Source organism: Spirosoma endbachense (genome assembly GCF_010233585.1).
GTDB classification, from domain to species: domain Bacteria; phylum Bacteroidota; class Bacteroidia; order Cytophagales; family Spirosomataceae; genus Spirosoma; species Spirosoma endbachense.
In genome coordinates, this window is sequence record NZ_CP045997.1 from 2,091,206 (window position 1) to 2,113,879 (window position 22,674).

At 49.1% G+C, this 22,674-nt stretch carries 17 protein-coding genes; 9 read left to right on the forward strand and 8 right to left on the reverse strand.

The genetic code is table 11. The features are described from left to right. Positions 1–35 precede the first annotated feature (35 nt). Positions 36–767, forward strand: a complete 732-nt coding sequence (truB, locus tag GJR95_RS08225) for a tRNA pseudouridine(55) synthase TruB (RefSeq protein ID WP_162385422.1) — start codon at positions 36–38, stop codon at positions 765–767. Beyond that, entirely contained in the window at positions 764–1,693 is a 930-nt protein-coding gene (locus GJR95_RS08230; RefSeq protein ID WP_162385423.1) for a bifunctional riboflavin kinase/FAD synthetase, read from the forward strand. The genes truB and GJR95_RS08230 overlap by 4 nt, the downstream gene beginning before the upstream one ends. 20 nt (positions 1,694–1,713) lie before the next feature. On the opposite strand, the gene GJR95_RS08235 is transcribed toward GJR95_RS08230, so the two are convergent. Then, a complete protein-coding gene (locus tag GJR95_RS08235; protein WP_162385424.1) occupies positions 1,714–2,244 on the reverse strand; it encodes a hypothetical protein in 531 nt (176 codons plus the stop codon). A 158-nt stretch (positions 2,245–2,402) separates the two neighbouring features. On the opposite strand from GJR95_RS08235, the gene GJR95_RS08240 reads away from it, so the two are divergent. Then, positions 2,403–4,670, forward strand: a complete 2,268-nt coding sequence (locus tag GJR95_RS08240) for an NADP-dependent malic enzyme (RefSeq protein ID WP_162385425.1) — start codon at positions 2,403–2,405, stop codon at positions 4,668–4,670. Between the two features lie 96 nt (positions 4,671–4,766). After that, the gene (gene trpS / locus GJR95_RS08245; protein WP_162385426.1) at positions 4,767–5,747 is read left to right on the forward strand and encodes a tryptophan--tRNA ligase; all 981 of its coding nucleotides are present in this window, start codon (positions 4,767–4,769) and stop codon (positions 5,745–5,747) included. A 32-nt stretch (positions 5,748–5,779) separates the two neighbouring features. Here trpS and pgl read toward each other — a convergent pair whose 3' ends face one another. Together pgl and zwf are read right to left on the reverse strand one after the other, a co-directional pair. After that, a complete protein-coding gene (pgl, locus tag GJR95_RS08250; RefSeq protein ID WP_162385427.1) occupies positions 5,780–6,520 on the reverse strand; it encodes a 6-phosphogluconolactonase in 741 nt (246 codons plus the stop codon). Between the two features lie 111 nt (positions 6,521–6,631). Further along, positions 6,632–8,125 (reverse strand): glucose-6-phosphate dehydrogenase, encoded by a 1,494-nt coding sequence (zwf, locus tag GJR95_RS08255; protein ID WP_162385428.1) that lies wholly within the window; start codon positions 8,123–8,125, stop codon positions 6,632–6,634. Positions 8,126–8,267: 142 nt separating this feature from the next. Between zwf and rpiB the strand changes: the two genes are divergently transcribed. From rpiB to GJR95_RS08275, 4 genes are all read left to right on the forward strand, one after another. Further along, positions 8,268–8,699: a ribose 5-phosphate isomerase B gene (rpiB, locus tag GJR95_RS08260; RefSeq protein ID WP_162385429.1), complete on the forward strand. Its 432-nt coding sequence runs from the start codon at positions 8,268–8,270 to the stop codon at positions 8,697–8,699. 11 nt (positions 8,700–8,710) lie between these two features. After that, positions 8,711–10,471: an ABC transporter ATP-binding protein gene (locus GJR95_RS08265; RefSeq protein ID WP_162385430.1), complete on the forward strand. Its 1,761-nt coding sequence runs from the start codon at positions 8,711–8,713 to the stop codon at positions 10,469–10,471. Positions 10,472–10,499: 28 nt separating this feature from the next. Further along, complete coding sequence (locus GJR95_RS08270; RefSeq protein WP_162385431.1) at positions 10,500–12,638, forward strand: FUSC family protein; 2,139 nt, start codon at positions 10,500–10,502, stop codon at positions 12,636–12,638. A 148-nt stretch (positions 12,639–12,786) separates the two neighbouring features. Further along, positions 12,787–14,760 carry a S9 family peptidase gene (locus GJR95_RS08275; RefSeq protein ID WP_162385432.1) on the forward strand — a complete coding sequence of 658 codons (1,974 nt, stop codon included), beginning with the start codon at positions 12,787–12,789 and terminating at the stop codon, positions 14,758–14,760. Positions 14,761–14,864: 104 nt separating this feature from the next. Here the strand turns inward: GJR95_RS08275 and GJR95_RS08280 are convergent, their stop codons facing one another. Further along, positions 14,865–15,707 (reverse strand): CvfB family protein, encoded by an 843-nt coding sequence (locus GJR95_RS08280; RefSeq protein ID WP_162385433.1) that lies wholly within the window; start codon positions 15,705–15,707, stop codon positions 14,865–14,867. A gap of 271 nt (positions 15,708–15,978) precedes the next feature. Between GJR95_RS08280 and GJR95_RS08285 the strand changes: the two genes are divergently transcribed. Beyond that, positions 15,979–16,596 carry a 3'-5' exonuclease gene (locus GJR95_RS08285; RefSeq protein WP_162385434.1) on the forward strand — a complete coding sequence of 206 codons (618 nt, stop codon included), beginning with the start codon at positions 15,979–15,981 and terminating at the stop codon, positions 16,594–16,596. On the opposite strand, the gene GJR95_RS08290 is transcribed toward GJR95_RS08285, so the two are convergent. The 4 genes from GJR95_RS08290 to GJR95_RS08305 all read right to left on the reverse strand — a co-directional run bounded on the left by GJR95_RS08290 (position 16,562) and on the right by GJR95_RS08305 (position 22,583). Further along, positions 16,562–19,357: a CHAT domain-containing protein gene (locus GJR95_RS08290; protein ID WP_162385435.1), complete on the reverse strand. Its 2,796-nt coding sequence runs from the start codon at positions 19,355–19,357 to the stop codon at positions 16,562–16,564. The two genes, GJR95_RS08285 and GJR95_RS08290, sit on opposite strands and share 35 nt — an antisense overlap. A gap of 86 nt (positions 19,358–19,443) precedes the next feature. Further along, positions 19,444–21,231 (reverse strand): S8 family serine peptidase, encoded by a 1,788-nt coding sequence (locus GJR95_RS08295; RefSeq protein ID WP_162385436.1) that lies wholly within the window; start codon positions 21,229–21,231, stop codon positions 19,444–19,446. 21 nt (positions 21,232–21,252) lie between these two features. Continuing rightward, entirely contained in the window at positions 21,253–21,996 is a 744-nt protein-coding gene (locus tag GJR95_RS08300; protein ID WP_162385437.1) for a tetratricopeptide repeat protein, read from the reverse strand. After that, the gene (locus GJR95_RS08305; RefSeq protein WP_162385438.1) at positions 21,993–22,583 is read right to left on the reverse strand and encodes an RNA polymerase sigma factor; all 591 of its coding nucleotides are present in this window, start codon (positions 22,581–22,583) and stop codon (positions 21,993–21,995) included. The genes GJR95_RS08300 and GJR95_RS08305 overlap by 4 nt, the downstream gene beginning before the upstream one ends. Positions 22,584–22,674: the final 91 nt, after the last annotated feature.

A 22,674-nucleotide genomic window follows, 5' to 3' on the forward strand; every position in this document is an offset into this window, starting at 1 on the left:
ACTCCGTGTATCTTTGTGCTTCTTTTCTATTTTTTGTGTCGCAAGAAAAAGCACCACCACACGTCCCCGGTCAGGCAGATCCGGGACAGGTCATACTCATTGACAAGCCACTCACCTGGACATCGTTCGATGTGGCTAACAAGCTCAAATATGCCTGCAAATTCAAGAAAATCGGTCATGCGGGTACGCTCGACCCCCTTGCAACCGGTTTACTGATTCTGTGCACGGGTAAAATGACGAAGCAGATCGATCAATATCAGGCGCAGGAAAAAGAGTATACAGGCACGCTCATGTTAGGCAAAACCACTCCATCGGTCGATCTCGAAACAGCCTTCGATGCCGAGTTTGATACGACCGGCATCACAACTGAACAAGTCCAGAATGCGGCCCATCAGCTTACCGGCGACATCCTGCAGGTACCGCCCATTTATTCGGCCGTTCGTGTCAACGGGGAGCGTCTTTATGAGAAAGCCCGCCGTGGAGAAACGGCAGACGGAATCGAGGGTGGCATCAAATCACGACAGGTTACGGTTTCCGTATTTGAGGTAAATACCGATCGGCTTCCAGAAGTTGATTTCCGCATCGTATGTTCTAAAGGCACGTATATTCGCAGTCTGGTACGCGACCTTGGCCTATTACTCAACAATGGTGCCTACATGAGCGCCCTTCGCCGGACACGCATTGGTAACTTCCGGATAGCCGATGCCGATACGCTCGAACGTTTTATTGCCAAGTGCCGCCCAGAAACAGGCCCCCCAATGCTATGATAGTTCACCGTGGTTTAGATGATATTTCTCCGCTTACTAACGCCGTAGTTACCAGTGGCACCTTCGATGGTGTCCATCGCGGTCATCAGACAATTCTGGCCCGACTTACGGAGGTTGCTCAAACCAGTGAGGGCGAATCTGTTCTGATTACCTATTGGCCGCACCCGCGCACGGTCGTTTCTAACGATAGCCAGGATCTTAAGTTATTGACGACGCTGGACGAAAAAATCGAGTTGATCGAACAGGCTGGTGTCAATCATCTGGTTGCTATTCCATTTACGCGATCATTTTCCGAACTAACGTCTGAGCAGTATATCCGGCAGATTTTAATTGATAAGATCGGGACGAAGAAACTCGTGATTGGATATGACCACCGCTTCGGCCGTGACCGCGAAGGAGGTTTCGACTACATTCAGGCCCACCAGAGCGAATATGGCTTTGAAGTAGAAGAAATTCCCCGCCAGGACGTAGAAGCGGTAGGAGTCAGTTCGTCAAAAATCCGGACAGCTTTACAGGAAGGTAATATTCATACGGCCAACTTGTTTTTAGGGCGTCAGTACAATCTGACAGGAACCATCGTGAAAGGTCAGCAACTCGGTCGAACCATTGGCTTTCCAACGGCCAATCTCCAGGTAGATGACCTCATTAAGCTCGTTCCGGCCAACGGCGTGTATGCGGTTGACGTCGTTCAGGCGGGTCAGGTATACGGTGGAATGCTTAATATCGGCTTCCGCCCAACCGTTGCCGGAACCCATCAGACCATCGAGACGTATATTTTTGACTTCGATAAAGACATTTACGGCGAACACATGACCCTCCGCTTCAGGGAGTTTCTACGCCCCGAGCAGAAGTTCGAGGGCCTGCCTGCCCTGGTAGCCCAGTTGAAGCGTGACGAAGAAACGGCACGGGCCATACTACAGAGCTGACCGGCTGATTTTAGGTGCATTTATAACCTATTGAGGCCCATCGATTCATAGTCCTTTCTGGTCAATTCAGGGATTAAAGCCGACAAGTCTTTTAGTGCTGGCAACAAGCCCGTCAGGTCATTATTTTTAGATAACCTTGACGAAAAATTAGTAATTAGCGCATTAGAACACAGCCCCACCAGCAAATCGATTTCAGCAAATGAAAGTTTAGCATAATGGCCTGCAATCTGAACCAAGGCACTTTTCTTGCCGGGTATGATCGTACTGAACAGCCGATTCCCTTCAGCGGCATACATGACCGGGTCAATATTGACAGAAAGCCAGAATGGAAGAGCATCTTCGGCAAAACGCGTATGGTTGACCATAACCCGATACATCAGATTACGGCCGATGTCGGACTGAAGTTGTCGATGAAGACAGGCTATTATTAAACCAGTGATCAACCGATTAGCCTGCTTAATACGACCAGGCTGGCTGGTAAATTGATCAATTTTAGATAAATAAGCATCGGAATTAAGTAATTCTTCAATAAACATAGATGTGTTTTCCATGGATCGTTACGGTTATTCTTGCCTGCAATGTAGTTTGTTTTCTATACTTACGAAAAACATAGTACCCGGTTTCTTAAACATCAAATAAATCCCGTTTATCTATTTTACGTACCTTCGCGCTCCGAACCGTACCCTAAACGATCATCAACCAAACTGTTATGCAACAGAAAATCCGGCGCGAAGATGCCCTTGATTACCACGCCAAGGGGCGTCCGGGTAAACTCGAAGTCATCCCGACGAAAGAATACAGTACCCAACGTGATCTCTCTCTTGCTTACTCTCCGGGCGTGGCCGAACCGTGTCTGGCCATTGAAGCCAACCCCGATGATGCCTACAAATACACCGCTAAGGGTAACCTCGTCGCTGTTATCAGTAACGGAACAGCCGTTTTAGGCTTAGGCGATATTGGCGCTGCGGCCAGCAAACCCGTTATGGAGGGTAAAGGATTGCTGTTCAAAATCTATGCCGATATCGATGTTTTTGATATCGAACTTAATACGAAAGATATTGACGAGTTCGCCCGAACCGTTAAGATTCTTGAGCCAACCTTCGGCGGTGTAAACCTGGAGGACATCAAGGCCCCTGAATGCTTTGAAATTGAAGAACGGATTAAGCGTGAACTGAATATTCCGGTCATGCACGATGATCAGCATGGAACGGCTATTGTCAGTGGAGCGGCTTTACTCAACGCCCTTGAACTGGTTGGCAAGCAGATCGAAACGGCTCAGTTCGTATTTATGGGAGCTGGAGCTGCGGCTATTTCCTGTGCACGGCAGTATGTGGCCTTAGGCGCGAAGCTTGAGAACATCGTTATGTTCGACGTGAATGGGCCACTTCGCACCGACCGCACCGACCTGAGCGAGATCATGCGGCCTTTTGCAACCTCCCGTAATATTCAGTCACTGGCCGATGCATTTGCCGGAGCGGATGTATTTGTTGGTTTGTCGAAAGGCAATATTATTGGTCAGGATCTGATTCGTTCGATGGCCAGCGATGCGATTGTGTTCGCTATGGCCAATCCAACGCCCGAAATCAGCTACGAAGATGCCATGGCTGCCCGACCCGATATTATCATGGCAACGGGCCGTTCAGACTACCCGAACCAGGTCAACAATGTACTTGGCTTCCCCTACATCTTTCGGGGTGCGCTCGACGTTCGGGCTACTGAAATCAATGAGGCCATGAAGCTGGCGGCAACCTACGCTCTGGCAGAATTGGCCAAAAAACCTGTGCCTGATATCGTTAACCTGGCCTACGGCGAAGACAACATGGTGTTTAGCCGAACGTATATCCTGCCAAAGCCGGTTGATCCACGTCTACTGGCCACCGTTGCGCCCGCTGTAGCGAAAGCGGCCATTGAATCGGGCGTAGCCCGGATGCCTATTACCGACTGGGATGCTTATGAGCAGCAACTCGCCCGGCGACTGGGCCAGGATAATCAGATTTCGCGGGTTATTCTGACCAAAGCAAAGACAAATCCAAAGCGTGTTGTGTTTGCCGATGCAGAAAACCTGAAAGTGCTCAAAGCGGCTCAACAGGTTCGGGATGAGGGCATTGCCTTCCCAATTCTACTGGGCGAAACCGATAAGATCCAGCAAATTATTAAAGACAATAGCCTGGATCTGGGTCAAATACCAATTATCGACCCGCGTGCACCCGAGCAGAATGTATTGATTGAACGCTTTGCCGACATCTATTTTGAGAAACGAAAGCGAAAGGGCGTCAATGCCACCGAAGCGCGCAAAATGATGTATTACCGCAATTACTTCGGTGCTATGATGGTCGAAACGGGTGAGGCTGATGCGCTCATTTCGGGTCTCACGCGCAGTTATCCGGATACGATCCGGCCCGCTTTGCAGATAATCGGGAAAGAGCCGGGTGTGCAGAAAGTGGCCGGTATGTATATTTTGCTGACCAAACGTGGTCCGCTGTTTTTCTCTGACACAACGGTCAATTTTAACCCAACGGCCGAAGAGATCGTTGAAATCACAGAAATGACCGCCCGTACCGTTGAACGCTTCAACATTAAGCCTCGCATTGCTTTAGTGACCTATTCAAACTTCGGGAGTGCGAAGGGAGAAGATGCAGAAAAGATGAATCGGGCAGTCGAGATTTTACAAAAGAAGCACCCTGACCTCATCGTAGACGGCGAAATTCAGGCACACCTTGCCTTCAATACGGAGTTGCTTCAACAGAACCATCCGTTCAGTAAATTAGTAGGTGAAGGCGCGAATACGTTGATTTTCCCGAACCTCTCGGCCGCTAATATTGCCTACAACCTGATGTCGGAAACCGCCGGTTTCGACGCCATCGGGCCAATTCTACTGGGTATCCGTAAGCCAGTCTATGTTTTGCAGCTGGGTTCATCGGAACGCGAAATTGTCAACATGGTTGCCATTTCGGTAGTGGAAGCGCAGGGGAAATAAGTAGTAGAAGTGAGGAGTGGGGAGTGAGGAGTAGGAAGGAGTTGCTAGCATAAGTAGCTCCACTATCCTCACTCCCCGCTTCTAATACTCAAAATTATGGCACGCATATTAACTGGTATTCAAAGCAGCGGACGACCGCATTTAGGCAATATTCTGGGGGCCATCAAACCCGCCATCGACTTATCCAAACATCCAGACAACGAGTCATTTCTGTTCATCGCTGATTTACACTCCCTGACAACGATTAAGGATGGGCCAACGCGCCGGGAGTTTACAAAATCGGTAGCTGCAACCTGGCTGGCATTCGGTTTGGATACCAGCAAGAACACCTTCTGGAGACAGTCGCGGGTAGCCGAGCATACCGAGTTATGCTGGTATCTGAGTTGCTTTACACCGATTCCGATGCTCAACAACGCAACCTCGTTCAAGGAAAAATCAGATCGGGCTACGGGTGCGGTGAATACTGGCCTGTTTGTTTATCCGGTTTTGCAGGCTGCCGATATTCTGCTCTATGACGCCGAAATTATTCCCGTTGGGAAAGATCAGCGGCAACACATCGAAATGACCCGCGACATTGCCAGTACGTTTAACCGGCAATACGACGATGAGGTGTTTGTTCTACCCGAACCGCGAATCGACGATCGGTTAATGACCATTCCCGGCATCGACGGCGCTAAGATGAGTAAGTCATACAACAACTACATCGATATTTTTCTGCCGGAAAATGAGTTGTGGAAAGTGATCAAGAAGATCAAATCTGATTCGACGCCCCTGGAGGAACCGAAGAATCCAGATACCGACATTACATTTCAGCTGTATTCGCTGTTGGCGTCGGTTGAGCAGACCGCAGCCTTGCGTGGCCTATATGAAGGTGGCAATTATGGCTACGGAACGGCTAAAAAAGCGCTCTACGAACTCATTCTCAGCCAGTTCGCTACAGAGCGTGAACGATACAATTACTACATAATTGACAATCCGGATGCGCTTGAAGCCGAACTTCAGGCTGGAGAAGAAAAAGCCCGCGCTGTGGCCGGAAAAACCATTGCGCGGGTTCGGGAAAAATTAGGCTTTAATTAAAAAAGTAATGTGGATCGAACGATCGGCCCACGTTACTTTTTCAGCAACTCAGCCGCTTTTTCATCCACCATCCAGACGAGTTCCCCATCCGCTGGCTTAATCACCTGTGATGGGAATTTATCCGGATTATAGGCTCCTTCCAGTACCTCTTTCAGGGGTTCGGCTTTCTTGGGACCAGCCACCAGAAATGCCACACAAGATGCCCGGTTAACGATGGGAGCAGTCAGCGTCAGGCGATACATATTCTGCTGTTCCAGAAAATAGGCTTTTGTCCAGGCCGTCTGTTCATGAACGACCTCAGTGCCAGGAAACAGCGAAAGCGTATGACCATCGTCGCCCATGCCGAGCAGAACGAGATCGAAGGACGGGCCCGTTTCGCCGAAATACTCGTGTAAAATACGGTCATAATCGGCGGCAGCGGCTTCGGGTTCAAGCTCCGTGCGCCAGACGTGAATCTGATCTTCGGGCGTGTAGACATGGCCCAGCAGCGTGTCGTAGGCCATTCCTGCGTTACTCTGCTCGTCGTCAATGGGCACATAACGCTCGTCGCCCCAGAAAACATGCAACTGTGCCCACGGAATCTGTTCCCGATAGGGCGATTTGGCCAGCAGTTCGTGTAACGCTTTGGGCGTGCTCCCACCCGACAGGGCAATCGTAAACCGATCCTGCCCATTGGGACCCGACTTCTTCAGAACGTCTTTAATTCGCTTCGCGATAAAATCAGCCGCAGCTTTGGCCAGATCAGCCGGATTCTTTTTAATAATAAGTTGCATCGGGAAGAATTTTCAGTTTTCAGTCTATAGTTTTTCGTTTCGGTAGGCTGATATGCTCACAACCACAACGACAGATCGGTGAAAACGACAAACTGAAAACTCTTGCAAACGTTATTTAGTCATCCACTTAAACCCGTCTTTCTCGATCAGGTCCATAGCGGCCTGAGGGCCCCAGGAACCGGGCGTATAATTCGGGAAGTCAGTTGGTGCTTCATTGCCCCAGGCTTCGATGATCGGCGTTACAACCTTCCAGGCGGCTTCAACCTGATCGGCACGCATAAATAACGTCGCATCACCCGTCAGGGCATCCAGCAAGAGCGTTTCGTAGGCTTCTGGCTCCTGACCGTCGTAGGCTGTTTTATAACTAAATACCATTTCAACAGGATCGATAGCCAGCGTCTGGCCTGGCCGCTTTGCCTGGAACCGAAGCCGGATATCCATAGCAGGCTGAATGCTTATAACCAGTCGGTTAGCCTCCCAACTGCCCGTTGCTTCGCCGGGGAAAGCATAACTGGGAGCGGGCTTAAACTGAACGGTGATAACGGTTGTTTTTTCGGGCATCGACTTACCCGTCCGCAAATAGAACGGTACATCTTCCCAGCGCCAGTTGTCTACGAATAGTTTAATAGCGGCAAAGGTTTCGGTAGCCGAATTCGGGTCTACGCCCTCTTCTTCCCGATAGCCGGGCATTTCTTTATCCTTCACTTTACCGGGCCCATATTGTCCGCGAACCGCAACGTCTTTAACCTGATCGGGCTGAATCCGCCGGATGGCATTCAGTACGTCGACTTTTTTGTTACGGACTTCGTTCGCATCAAAACTGATTGGCGCTTCCGTTGCGACCATACACAACACCTGCAACAGGTGGTTCTGGATCATATCGCGCAAGGCACCCGAACCTTCATAGTAACCACCACGGCCTTCCAGACCAACCGTTTCGGCGGCAGTGATCTGAATATGCTCGACATAGCGACGGTTCCAGATTGGCTCAAAGAGTGAGTTCGCAAAGCGTAAAGCCAGAATATTTTGTACGGTCTCTTTACCGAGATAGTGGTCAATACGATAAATCTGCTCTTCGGCAAACAACCCGCCCAGAAGCGTGTTCAACTCCTGTGCCGTTTTCAGATCATGACCAAATGGTTTTTCAACGACAATTCGAACGTGGGATTTATCACCGCAGAGTTCAAGCTTGGCCAGATTCGTAGCAATGCCCGGTACCAATTGAGGAGCCACGGCCAGATAGAACAAGACATTTGGCGATTCGCCCCACTCCTGTTTCCTGGCCTCGACAAAATCCGAAATAGCCGAGTAAGCGGCTGCATCTCCCCCATCCATTTGCAGGTATGAAATACTGGGTGCAAATTCATTCCAGGGTCCGTCTTTACGGCGGGAGAATTCATTTACCCCTTCAAGCAATCGTTCCCGAAAGCTTTCGTCGGTATACTTGCTTCGCCCGATACCAACCACCGAGAAATGTTCAGGCAGGTATTTATCGATAAACAAATTGTAAAGCGCGGGAGTTAGTTTGCGCAAATTGAGGTCTCCGCTGCCGCCAAAAATAAAAAGTACGGTAGCAGCGGGCCGCTGGTTAGTAGCTGGGATCATTGGTAAACAGGTTGTTGTCAAACCGAAAGTCGGTGCAAGATACCGGCGTCCGTTCTGTTGAACAAGTTTCGTTCATTAAGGATTCAAGATAGTCTACGATTCTGCTACTTTTGGGCGTTGTTTCTCATTTATACTATACGCTATGAAAATTGCCATTGGCTCCGACCACGCCGGTTTCCGTTATAAAGAAGCCATCAAAACATTTCTAACCGGCCTCGGCCACGAAGTTATTGACAAAGGCACCTATGCCGAGACGCCATCTGTCGATTATCCCCGGTTTATCCGGCCTGTTGCCGAGGCTGTTGCAGCGGGTGATGTCGATCGGGGCGTTGTTCTGGGGGGATCTGGAAACGGGGAAGCCATCACAGCCAACCGCATCAAAGGCGTTCGGTGCGCCCTGTGCTGGAATGAAGAATCGGCACGATTAGGGCGGCAGCACAACGATGCTAATGTTATTTCCCTTGGCGAACGAATGATGTCGGAAGAAACAGCCCTGAAACTCGTTCACATCTGGCTCGATACGCCATTTGAAGGCGGACGGCACCTGGCCCGCATTCAGGAACTGGACGAGTAACCACTGCGCCTATGCCTATTCTCTGGAAATACCTCAAGCCATACCGCTGGCTGGCTGTGCTTGCATTGCTCTTGGCGGGAGTTGCGCAGATTCTCGCCCTGGTCGACCCGATTATTTTCGGGAAACTCATCGACGAATACGCCACTAATCCTGGCGCAAAAACCGATTCTGAAAAAATTTCGGGTGTGTTGCAGCTCCTGGCCCTGGCTGTTGGTGTTGCCATACTGTCTAATATAACGAAGGCGTTTCAGGAGTACATGACGCGCCTGGTTGTTCAGAAGTTTGGTACCGATATTTTCAACGACGGGCTTAAACAAACGCTGCGATTGTCGTATCAGGAATTTGGCGATCAGAGCAGTGGCGCAACGCTGTCTATTCTGCAAAAGGTACGCACAGACACCGAGAAGTTTATCAACTCCTTCGTGAACGTCCTGTTTTCGTCCATTGTGGGTATAGGCTTCCTGATCTGGTATGCCGTAACGAAGCATTGGGCGCTTGTACCTGTGTTTCTGATTGGCGTACTATTGCTCGGTGGTCTGACCGGTCTGCTCAGCAAGCAGATCAAAACGACACAGCGATCGATCAACCGCGAAACAGCTCTGCTATCGGGGGTTATCACCGAATCGCTGCGAAATATCGAACTGATCAAAAGTCTGGGCCTGACGTTTCCGGAAATTCGCCGACTGAAAGAGCAAACCAGTCGAATTTTCGAGTTAGAAATGTTTAAAGTAAAGCGGGTTCGGCTGCTATCATTCTGGCAAAGCACTACGCTCAATGTGCTGAAACAGTCGGTGTTATTTACGCTACTCTGGTTGATATTCCGGAATGTGCTCAGCACGGGGGAGCTGATCTCCATGCAGTTTATTTCGGTCTCGATATTCAACCCGTTGCAGGATCTGGGCAATATAATTCTGGCCTACCGGGAAGCAGAAGCTGGTTTGAACAGTTTCGATCAATTGATGCAGAAACCGATCGAACGAAATCCTGAATCACCCGTAGAAGTAGGGCCAATCGAACGGTTGCGTTTTGCGGATGTGATCTTTCGCCACAAAGGGGCCAGTCAAAATGCCATCGACGGCGTTTCATTTGAGGCCACGCTGGGCGATACCATCGCTTTTGTGGGGCCATCGGGGTCCGGGAAATCGACGATGGTTAAACTGCTGGTAGGACTTTATCGGCCTGTGGGTGGCGAAATCTATTACAACGACATATCAACCAAAGATATACGGTTTAACCCAATGCGTCGCCAGATCGGTTTCGTCACCCAGGATACCCACCTGTTCTCCGGCACCATTCGCGAAAATCTGTTATTTGTCAAACCCGATGCCACAGAAGCCGAGTTACTCGATGCACTGGACAAAGCGGCCTGTGATCATCTACTGGCTCGCTCCGAAAAAGGGCTTGATACCCAGATTGGCGAAGGCGGCCTTAAGATGTCGGGTGGCGAAAAACAACGGCTATCTATTGCCCGGGCGCTGGTTCGCCATCCCCGGTTGTTGATTTTCGATGAAGCTACGTCTGCGCTGGACTCACTGACCGAGGAAGAAATTACGGATACGGTTCGAAGTGTATCGGCCTTAAATGAGCAGATCACCATTTTGATTGCTCACCGACTTTCGACCATTTTGCACGCCAATACGATTTTTGTGCTCGAAAAGGGCAAGATTGTTGAAACAGGCAGTCACGATGAACTCGTTGCCCAGAAGGGCCTCTATTATGCCATGTGGCGGCAACAAATCGGCGAACGGAAAACCGGAAACGTTAGTGCATAATCATTGCGTGAGTTACTAAAGACGTTTCATGAACAGGCGCACCCGACAAGTCAACTACTTTCTGTCTGGCCAGTATTTTTCGAATGGTCTAAGAACGACCCTGTCTATTCTCCTGCCATCGCTGCTGTTGGCGCAGGTTGGGCAGCTTCCGGTCGGTATGGCGATGTCGATGGGTGCCCTGAGCGTAAGTCTGAGCGATGCGCCCGGTCCGATTCAGCACCGGCGAAATGGTATGGTTGCTACCGTCATATCAGGGTTTACAGTCGCACTGGTAACGGGATTTGCCCGGATGAACGACTATACGCTGGGACTGGAAATCCTGCTCTTCGGGTTTCTTTTTTCCATGCTCGCCGTCTATGGCAATCGCGCAACATCTGTCGGAACAGCGGCTCTGCTGATCATGATTCTCACCCTCGACCGGCCACTCGATGCGGTCGGCGTTTTGCGGGAAGGAGGACTAATTTTGGCCGGGGGCATCTGGTATACAACCATAAGCCTGCTCGCGTTACAACTTCAGCCCTATCGATCATCGCAGCAGGCATTGGGCTTGTGCATTCATGAAATTGCCAAATTCATGGCCCTCAAGGCTGATTTTTACAATACGGAAACCGATTTGGATACTGATTATCGCCGGTTGGTTGCCCAGCAGGTAACCGTTAGTGAAAAGCAGGATGAAGTCCGGGATTTGCTCTTCAAAAATCGCCAGTTTGTTGCCGAATCAACCAATACCAGCCGGTTGCTGGTGCTGACATTTGTGGATATTGTCGACCTCTATGAGCAGATCCTGTCCATGTACTACGATTACGCAGCCATCCGCGAGCGATTTGGGCAAACGGGCGTTCTCAACACGATTGCCCGGCTCATTCGCCTGCTATCGACCGAACTCGACCATATGGGTTTAGCCGTTCAATCTATTGTTCCATCCCGAAAACCGATTGATTTTACGCATGCGCTGAACAAATTGAAACGTGAAATCGATGAGCTCGGCGACCGGGAAGGCAGCACTTTGGTCCTTAAAAAAATTCTGGTCAGTTTACGAAACATCAGCCAGCGGTTGGCCACGATGCAGGCTCATCTGGCGACGCCCGATACGAGTCCGACTTCGCTGGATGGACTCGAATACGGTCGCTTCGTATCTCATCAGGAAATTGATCTGAAATCACTTCTGGATAACCTCAGTCTCGATTCGTCCGTATTCCGGCATTCGGTACGCGTAGCACTGGCCATGCTGGTGGGTTTTGTTGTCACGAAAACACTCGACTACGGCCACCATAGCTATTGGGTGTTGCTGACGATTTCGGTCATTCTGAAACCAGCTTTCAGTTTGACCAAACAACGTAATATTGAACGAATCATCGGTACGTTTGCCGGTGGACTGATCGGGCTGGCCATTCTCATGTTTATTCCGAACAAAACGGTTCATTTTGTGCTGATGGTGTTGTTCATGATTGGCACCTACAGCGCCCAGCGAGTCAACTATATTGTCATGGTCATCTGCCTGACGCCCTTCATACTGATTCTTTTTAACTTTCTGGGTATTAGCTATTTCGGAGCGGCCGAAGAGCGTTTGCTGGATACGATACTTGGCGGAGTTATTTCTTTTGTTGCCAGTTACCTGATTTTCCCCCGGTGGGAGTCGGAACAGTTAAGCAAGCCCTTACGCGATATTCTGAGCGCAAATGTTCGGTATGTGCAGTTTCTGCTTGCCATTCTGTCGGGGAAGCCGATCAACTTGGTTGATTACAGGCTGGCCCGGAAAGACGTTTATGTAACATCGGCCAATCTCGCAGCCGCCTTCGAGCGGATGGTCTCTGAGCCAAAGCATACGCAACGCAATGAGCGGCTCATCTATAAATTCGTGGTACTGAATCACATCCTGTCGTCTAACGTTGCCACGATCATTTCATCGCTGCTCACCAACGAACCCAAAACGCATACATCCTCGATAACCCGCCCGGTTAAACGCGCTCTTTTCGCCTTAACCGATAGCCTTCGCCGACTAGACAATACCTCGGTAGCCCTCGCATCCGAAACACTCTCCCCCAGCCTCTCGGCTACCGACACGCCCGCTACGACTCCCGACGATCGATTATTTATCGAGCAACTAAATTTTATTCAGCAGGTCAGTAGCGACATCAGCAAACTGGTCGATCGGCTCAATGGGTAGCTGAGTTTGGGCGGGAATCAGGAAACTGGATTTATTCCCTTAAAAGCTAACTCACGGATAGGTTAGCTATTCCCGTGGAAAAGAAGCTGGCAGTTCTGGTCAAATGGCTTTATATTAGAGAGTTTCTTTCAACCATTCACTTCTCACAATGAAATCAGTGTACTTTCTTCAGTTGCTGGCCTTTCTGGTTAGCCTCGATTTTGTGTGGGCTCAGGCCCCGAGCATTACGCAGTCCATCGACATGAAAAGCGTATCGAACCCACAGCTTTCGCCCGATGGCAAATGGGTCGCTTACACGCTTACGAAAACCAATTGGGACGATAATACCTACGATACCGATATCTGGCTCGCCAGCACGATTACGAACGAACGGTTTCAACTTACCAATTCCAAAAAATCGAATAGCAGTCCGGCCTGGTCGCCGGATGGAAAGTGGCTGGCTTTTCTGTCAACGCGCGACGATAAATCGCAACTGTACCTGATAAGCCCATCCGGCGGAGAAGCACGACCATTAACCAAATTCGAGACTGGTGTAACGGCCTTTAAATGGTCGCCTACCGGAAAGCAGCTCATCTTTTCGGCTACTGTGCCCGATGGCAAACTCGATAAGGAGCGGAAAGAAAAATACAGTGATTATGAGGTTGTCCGTGATGATTATAAGATGGTTCATCTTTATCTGCTCGACAGTCTCGCCAATGAGAAGCCCGCGAAGCCCAAAGCCCTGACCAAAGGAGAAGGGTTCTCGGTAGGTAGTTTTGTCGTTTCACCCGATGGCCAGAAAATTGCGTTCGACGCGTCGAAAAACCCCGACCTGATCAATAGCCATACGTCGGATTTATACGTACTGACGCTGGGCGACACTGTAACGCGCAAAATCGTATCGCTTAAAGGGCCTGATCAAAATCCAGTCTGGTCGCCCGATGGCCAGCAGATTGCCTTCACAACGGCGAATGAAAACGAATTCTTTTTTTATACCAATCGCCTGATTGCCAGCGTACCCGTGGCCGGAGGTACACCTAAAATGCTGACAAATACCTTCGACGAAAACGCGAATCTTCTGGAATGGACAGCCGATGGTATTTTGTTCAGCGGTTATCAGAAAACGGCAGCACACCTCTTCCGGCTTGACCCCGCCACGCTAAAAACCGAACGTCTGACGAAACCAGATAACCTGATAGCAACCCAATTCTCGTTCAGCAAAGATGGTCGACAAATGGCCTTTGTGGGAGCGATGCCGAACCAATATGCCGAAATCCAAACGTCGGGTGTGCGCGAGTTTGTACCCAAAACGCTCACTGACATGAGTGCCCAGTTAAAGCCTTTTAAAACGGCAACACGTGAAGTTGTCAGTTGGAAATCGGTCGATGGGAACGTGATCGAAGGCATTTTGATTAAACCCGCCAATTTCGATCCAGCGCGTAAATATCCCCTTCTGGTCGTTATTCACGGTGGTCCAACGGGTATCGATCTCCCATCGGTTGCCGCCGACCGATACTACCCGGTTGAGCAGTTTATAAACAAGGGCGCACTCGTATTGCGACCCAACTACCGGGGATCGGCAGGCTACGGAAGCAAGTTTCGCTCATTGAATGTTAAAAATCTGGGTCTGGGCGATTACGACGACGTAATTTCAGGCGTCGATTATCTGATCGGAAAAGGAATGGTCGACAAAGACAAAGTCGGAGCAATGGGCTGGAGCCAGGGAGGATACATCTCCGCCTTTATCACGACCTACAGTGATCGATTCAAGGCAACGTCAGTTGGGGCGGGTATTTCGAACTGGGCAACCTACTATCAGAACACCGATATTACGCCTTTTACGAGGCAATACCTTCAGGGTACGCCCTGGGACAATGCTGACATTTACCAGAAAACTTCGCCGATCAGCTACATCAATCGGGCTAAAACACCGACGCTTATTCAACACGGGGAGTTAGACAAACGCGTCCCGATCGCCAATGCTTACGAGCTTCGACTGGCCCTGGAAGATAAGGGTGTGCCGGTCAGAATGGTCGTCTATAAGGGCTTTGGTCATGGCATTACGAAGCCAAAACCGATGCGACAGGTCATGGAAGAGAACTACCGCTGGTTTAGCAAATACATCTGGGGTGAAAGCCTTTAGGTGCATTAACTAGCTTGTGGTGTCAGTTTCCAGATGCAGTGGGGTCAGTTTTAAGAAACTGACCCCACTGCATCTGGAAACTGACACCACTGCTACACTATTTTTTATACCAACGAAATACCATCGGTCTGAATCACGATTTTTCGTTCTTTATAGAGCACGCCAATGGCTTTTTTGAAGGTCTTCTTGCTCATTTCCAGCGCCTGGTGTATGGCCTGCGGATCGCTGTGATCGTTTAAGGGCAGAAAACCCTTGTTGGCCTTCAGTTCGTCCAGAATACGCTGCGCATTCGGCTCAATGTTCTGGAAGCCCTCCTGCTGTAAACTAACATCAACCAGCTTATCATCGCGGATATGCTTTATGAATCCTGGCATCCGATCGCCGGTTTGTATGGGCCGAAAGATTCCGCTATGGTAAAGTAAGCCCTGGTAGCGGTCGTTGATTATTACGTTATAGCCGAGATCCGTTCGTTCGTAAGCCAGCAGATCGACCTCATCACCTTTGCACAGATCAGACACATCATCATCCAGAAACCGGCTCACTTTGCTGGAAGCGACCAATCGACCGGTATCCTCATCAAGGTACATATAGACAACATACCACTGCCCTACTACCATCGGATGGCTTTGTTCCCGATAAGGGACGAGCAGATCTTTCTCCAGGCCCCAATTCAAAAACGCACCCACGTTCGTAACGGATACTACAGGTAAGGGCGCAAATTCGTCGCGCATGATGTGCGGGGTCAATGTAGTCGCAATGGGCCGATCTTCGGAATCGGTATAAATAAATACCTCGATTTCGTCGCCAACCGCCAGCGATGTCGGTACGTATTTGTTGGGCAGTAATACATCATCCTGCGGATTTTCAGAGCCTGGTTCACCCAGAAAAAACCCAACACTGGTTTCGCGCAGGGCTGTAAGCGTATTCATGCGACCGATGTCAATCATAACTTAAGTTTACTGGTATCGTCGGGGCAAAAGTAGCGATAAATCATGGTGCTTTGGCGGATCAATTTTATAGGCTTGTTACCATATTTCGACTAAATCACTATAATCAGGCAAACAATAGCAAGAATGACCTGTTCGTTATACTTATGAAAATTGTGCTTCTCAAATGAGCCCAATCGGGTATTCTCTGAAAAACTGGCTCATAATTTTCCACTCTATTTTTCAAAAATAAATACGTTAACTTTTCGCCGAAATCGTTAACGAATTACGTATGCCTTTTTTAGTACTTGACCTCGAAATGACCGGTCCAGAACCGGATTACAACGAAATTATTCAGATTGGTGCCGTCCTTTTCGATGACAGTTGGGTCGAAAAGGGTCAGTATCTTACCAATGTGTATCCTGAAAATAAAGACGCCTTTTCGTCATCTTCCGAAAAGATCCATAATCTGTCATTGGCCGATCTGGAAGACGCGCCGATGATCTATGATGTTTTGCCCGAACTGGAAGAGTGGATCTGTCAGCAGCTTGGCATTCGGGTTCCCAAGGGTCAATTAGACCGGACGCCCTTTCTTCGCGACGTGATTATCTGCGGCCAGAGCGTTATCAATGACATCAATTTTCTGAAGGAAGCCTATCGTTACGAGAAGCTCAAATGGCCGTATTCACGGGTCTTGCTGGATCTGCATACGCTGGCCTATTTCACCTTCCGAATCCTGAAAGCGAACGGACGCAAAGTGCCAGATCGGCTGAGTTTGACGGCCATTGCCAATTACTTTGGCTTCTCGCGCGAAGATGGCTTTCATAATGCGCTGGAAGACTCGGTGCTCACGGCCAAGTGTATGAAGGAAGTGTTTAAGCTGAGCGAGGGAATGAAACTACCGGTTTGACCTGGCGTTTCCGCCAGAACCACCAGGCTGCAAAACCACTCAGCAAAACCAATAACCCGCCCGCAATCCATAACCAGTAATTCGTTCGCGACAATGGTTCTGTATCGCCGATAACGATCAGGCCAGCCCAATAATTAGGTAACTGATTAACACCTTCAGCCTTGGTAAGCCATTCCTGTTTGGCTCGTTGAAGCGCAATATCCTTTGGCAAGCCCTCATCCAGGTATTTATAAAAGAGACTGGTCAATTGATAGGTAGCCTCGTTTTGAACGCTCCAAAGTGTCGTTAACACGCTTGGTACACCCAATGCCGAAAAACCCCGTGCCAGACTGAACACGCCTTCGCCCTGCTGATTGGCCCCAATGCCGGTTTTACAGGCCGCCAGCACCACTAACTGCGCATTGGGTAGTGCTCCATCGCCAAGTTCAGAGAGTCGAAGCGTAGAGTCGGCAAAGTAGAGCATCGGCTCCTGACTGGTACTATCAGCAGCAGCATGGGTGAAGAGAAGCACGACAGGATAAGCCGAGACTTGCCGCTGGAACGCTCCCCGTGTAGCTGCTTTGTGGGTTAGTAACATGGGCGAATCGAATCGACTGGCAATAGCGATCAGGGCAATATCAGAGCCTGACAGCATAACCTGACTTAATCGGGGGGCAAAATCGACCGGCGCAACTCCCAGAAAGCCAGCCTTCTGGAAGCTCGGTACTGGTTTCTGAATAATGCCGTTTTTGAGCAGTAAACTGGCCGAATACGCATAACTGAATGCATACTCATTGACAGCATAATCGGGATGGTCAGCTGATCGGCTCAAGGCATCGAATGGAATAAAAAAGCCATCCGGCGAAACGATAACCCGCCCTTTGGGTAGCTTCAACGGAGCCAGTAACTGTTGATACAGGCCATTACCCAGTGTCAGAAACCGGCTGACATTGGCCTGTTTGTTCATGGCTTCGGGGCTGTTCAGGAGTGGCGCAAACTGACTGAGTATCTGGTTATAAGCTCCGGCGGATTGCTGCTGAAACGTAACCGAATCACCTGTTACGCCCATGACATAAAGCGCACTATCGCCCACAAAATACGTAACAAGCGATCCCGACTGTTTTTTGAGGTAACGCTGCAGATCGGCGAGGGCTGACGTCGTATTGTCGTATTTATAGCGGAAGTAAGCTGGATTCGTCGCTTCCAGTTGTTTCAGAAACGCTTCCAAGCTATCCTGTTTAACCAGGAGAACGTCGCGGACAGCTGCGTAGCTGGCACTATCGGGCGATAATCCGGCAAGTTTATTCTGCTGCTCCCCGACAGTCTGCCTTAACCGTTGTTCATCAGCTGCCTGTTGCGTAGACAGTTGCTGTTGTGCGCCGAGTTCATTTAGTTTGTCGGCCAGCATCACGGCCCGGCTTTTTTCTAAAAAGCGAAATGCCTGCTCAGTATCGCCCAGTAAGTAGCACGTTTCAATAGCCCGCTGGTACATCCCTCGCGTTTTCTGCCGCCAGTAGAGTTTTGACTGCTGACCAGTTTGCTCCCAGCGCATGAAGTCGATAATTTGATCAGCAACATTGTAGGTATCGAGTGCGAATTGAAGCCGTTGGCGGTTATTATTCGTGGCTTTGGCGAAATCGAGCCAGGTATCCGCTTTGTCCTGAATGATCGTTAGCAGATATTGTTTACGGGCCGCCCTTCGAATAATTTCCAGAGAAGGCGACTTCTCAATTCGTGAATCCATAAACCCAATTGGCATCGTTCGAAGACCCGTTTGGTAATAACGTAAAGCAGGTATAAACTGCTTCTGTTTCCAATACACTGCCCCAAGGTTATCTAACGACTGTGCTTTGTTGTACGGACTGGTATTGTGGTCAATACTATACCTAAAATAGGGCGCAGCCTGCTCATACTTCTGCTGTTTGTAATAATGCATCCCTAAGGTCACGGCATAATTGGGTGCATAGGGGTCCTTACTATCCCGCGACACCTCAAAAGCCCGGCGTTCGTATTGCAATGCCTCGGCAATTTGCCCCTGTCCTTCGGCAATGCTGCCAAGCAATCGATAGCCGGTAGCCACAGCGGCCTGAAGTGACTTATCATTCTGAACCAGATTAATGGAGAGTTCAGCCGCTTTACGGGCAGCGACATAGTTAGCTAATCGAGTCAGCGCTTTTGCTTTCTCCTGGACTAATTTTGCCAATAGTAGCTTATCATGCGTCTTCTGAGCGACAATTTCGGCTCGTTCAGCCGTACTTACTGCCTGTTGATAGTCACCGGCTGCATTATAGCCAAAGGCTAAATATAAATACGCATTACCAACCCATTTGGCAGCTGTCGGCACTTTACTACCCTCTCGGATCGATTGATTCAGAGCTTCCTGAGCTTCTTTAGGTTTCCCCTGAAAGCTTAATATCAATCCTAATCGATAAAACCCTTTTGCCAATTGATCGGCCGACATGACCGACTGATGGCTTTTGCATAGCTGAATGGCCTTTTCGGTATTCTGAATGGCGGTAGCCAATTCATTCTGGTTAAACTGGGCCAGACCCAATTCTAACAACCCGTTTACATAGGTCGAGTCGGCAGGATAGCCACAGTGCTCCCATTGTTCTTTCCATTTCTGGAAGGAACTAGCCTGCCTGGCTAAATCAGTTTGCGCTGAAATAGTCTGGAGTGACCGATAAAACTGGTTTTTCGATGGACATTGTCCGTCAACCGAATTTGTCAGGCCAATAGTTAATCCAACACTGACTAGTAAGTAGAGTCTGAAACAGCTCATAGAACGGTAGTAGCTTACCTATTCCATAAAGTTGAGCATATCTGGTCAATATAAGTAAGAAAACGAATCTTTTATGAATAAGGGAGTTAAGGAAGCAGATAACGTCCATCATTAACTCCCTCGCTCTTAAGCATTGTATCACGGCCCGTAAGAGCCGCCATTAGCTGCGCTCTGGTAGAGGCAGGATGAGTACGAAGTTTCTCGGCCACTGCCGCCGATACATAGCCACAGGCAAAAGAACTACCGTTGAGCAGGCCACCGTTCAAGACTGGGCTCCTGAAATACCCTTGCACATCGCCAACAACCCCTACATTGACAAAAGTGGTCGAATAGTTTTCTACAGCGATCAAGCCCTCAAAACGGAACCGAATGGTCGGGTCATCAATACCAAACTGTTTCAGGATAGTCCGCCGTTGCCGCTCTTCGTTCAATCCATGTTCAATGGGGTCCTGCGTAGCAGATTCTTTTGTTCGACTCCCTACAGTCTGGGTTCGATACGTTCGGGCGGCTGTTGTAACTGTGATCACATTGGGGCAAATGGTACTGTAGCAGGCCGGATATAAGGGTACATTATTTAAATTAGGATCGATCGATTGCCCAATATTACCCGAAGCCGCCACCAGAAACACATCTGCGCCCATCAGTTGCTGAACCTTTTGCAATAACAGTGGTTCATCTCTACCCGTAATCCAGCTTGCATTAACCACTCGAATGTTATCGGCTTGCTGTCGATTCAGGATATAGTTAAAGGCATTCAGCATATCAAACAGTGTACCGAACCCCTGATTGTCAAATGCTTTTACGGGCAAAATGCGAACCTTGGCTTTTTGCTGGATAATGGCTGCAATCGATGTACCATGTCGCCCATCCAGTAGTTTACCTGTATTATCCAGAATACGATGATCATCAAACGGGCTATTACAAATATCTTTTGTCTGGCATGGCAATCCAGCACTAATTTGGTTTGCCGTTGCCTGCAGCAGAAAATCCGATTGTTTATATCGGCAAACCGCGCAATAACCGATATGATTACCAGTCAGATTGCGGCAAGCCGAGCCCCGTTCCTCCTGAAACGCCACGACAAAATGTCGTAGTTCCCCAGTTTTTGCGTCACGGTAATAATAGGATCCATCCTCAGGTTCTTCCTCTCCTTTATTTCTAAAATTAAATTTCAAACCCGTATCTAATACGGCTACAGTTGGCCCGGTATAATCATTGGCCCATCGGCGGTAGTGACTAATATCCTCAGGGGTCAATGTCTTGTAATCCGACTCCCCCAGTACCGTGTTTACGGTAGATGCACAGGCATGAGGAGGTACAGGAGGATCCAGTGTATCATCGGGGCTGATAATAAATGAATTGTCACTCTGCGAACCGGCATCAACAATAATTCTTCCATTCTCATTAGAGAAGCGGAACTCCGGCGAAATACTCCCGTTGACGAAGCCCGTATCTTCTTCCCATTCGAGCAATACGGTATGGATGTTCTCCCCTTTGACCAGAGCAGGACAGTCACTAACTGTGTACCGAATCGTTAATGGCTTTGAACTGATTTCTCTTCCTCGTTTACGAACTACCTGCTCAACAGCTAATTTTTCTGATTCGAATTCCTTTAACTGAGCATCAGTCAACAAAACAATTTTCTGGTTTTTTACGGCCAAATACCTGACTTTCCGATCCTTAGCGTCTCGTAACTGAACAACGACAGACTTATCTAAATTTTGTAATCGGCTGTACGTTCGTCGATTTCGTAGTTCTGGCTTTATGATCAGGCCAGGCCGTTTACCAGAAACTGACTCGACAACTACCTGAGCTTTTCCTAATTCAGGAATGGTGATTGTAAATCGGCGGGGTTTAGGGAGATCATAACTCATAGAAGGTGTGTATAATTTAGATTAAAGATTCTCAATCAACTTCTCAGCCTCTCCTTTCCCTTCCAAGTTCTTCTTAATCACCTCCTCAAGCAATTTTTTGGCCCTGCTTTTATCCATCGGTTGTCCGCGCTTGAGCAACGTCAGACTTTCGTAGAATAAACCGGGGTTTGCAAAGAGATCGGTGCGCTCGCTCAGGCGGTGAAACTGGTCAATGGCTTTGTCGTAATTCCCTTGCCGAAGGGCAACAATACCGGCATATTTTAAAGCAGTATCTGTATCCGGATGGCGTGTCAGCACATCCTGAAAAACAGTAGCCGCTTCGGCCAATTGTCCTCTATTGAATCGATCAATACCCATTTTAAGGCTATCCGTACTGCCATCCATTGTGGTTGGTAGCTGCATAAAGTGGGTTGAAACATATGTATCGACCTGTTGGCTGGCAATAAGTGTCGAATCCGTTGAAGGCCAGAAAAAATACCAGCCTAAACTTAGTACCAATACAATGCTGGCGGCAGCGGCTACATAGGTTACCCAACTGCTCATCGACCGCTGACCTATACGGGGTTGCTGACGGCGTAGTTCATCGAACTCGGCAAGACGTTGCTCTCGGGCCTGCACCTTTGCGGCTTGCTTCGACATGACATAAAAAGCCAGTGCATCAGCCACAGCGGGGTCTGTTTTTAGAGCCGATTCAAACTGCGTCCGCTCGTCGGCGGGCAGCTGGCCCGTTAAATAATTTTCAATTGTTTCCAGATCAGTGTTCATAAAATGTCGCGAAAACGTTCACGGAGTTTTTCCAGGCAACGCAATCGGCTGGTTTTGGCCACCGCGGCCGAATTATAGCCAAGTGTCTGCGCAATTTCATCGTCAGAATATCCTTCCCCCCACGACAGAATCATGGCACGGCACTTATCGCCCAAGGCCTGTAAGTGTCGATGAAGACGCTCTACGTCACTCTGAGCAATAAGATTCTGTACCGCAGACCGGGCCGCGTCGGGCAGTTGGAGCAGCGAGTCATCGAGCGAAAGCGCATCGTGGACACTACTTCGATTAGTCGTCTTTTTTCGAATTGCGTCAACACATTTGTTCGTAAATATTTGATATAGATACGTTGCTAACTCCGAACGCCCCTCAAAACGATTACTGGCAACGTTTTCGATTACGGTCAGGATGGCATCGGAATAGGCGCTGGCGCACTCATCTTCACTTAACCGGTGCTTTCGGGTAGCATCAGCAATACGGTAAGCATATTTTTCATACAACTTGTTTTCGTAGAGCCGACGTTGCGTTCCGCCTGCCTGGATACCGGCCATGATTTCAGCATCAGAAAGTTGTCGGGGAAAAAGCGGCATAGCATGGGAGATAGAACCTGATGTAAGGTACTAAAAATTGGTAAGTAGGGAATTGGATAATGAGGTAATTACTATCCAGCTACCCGCATTT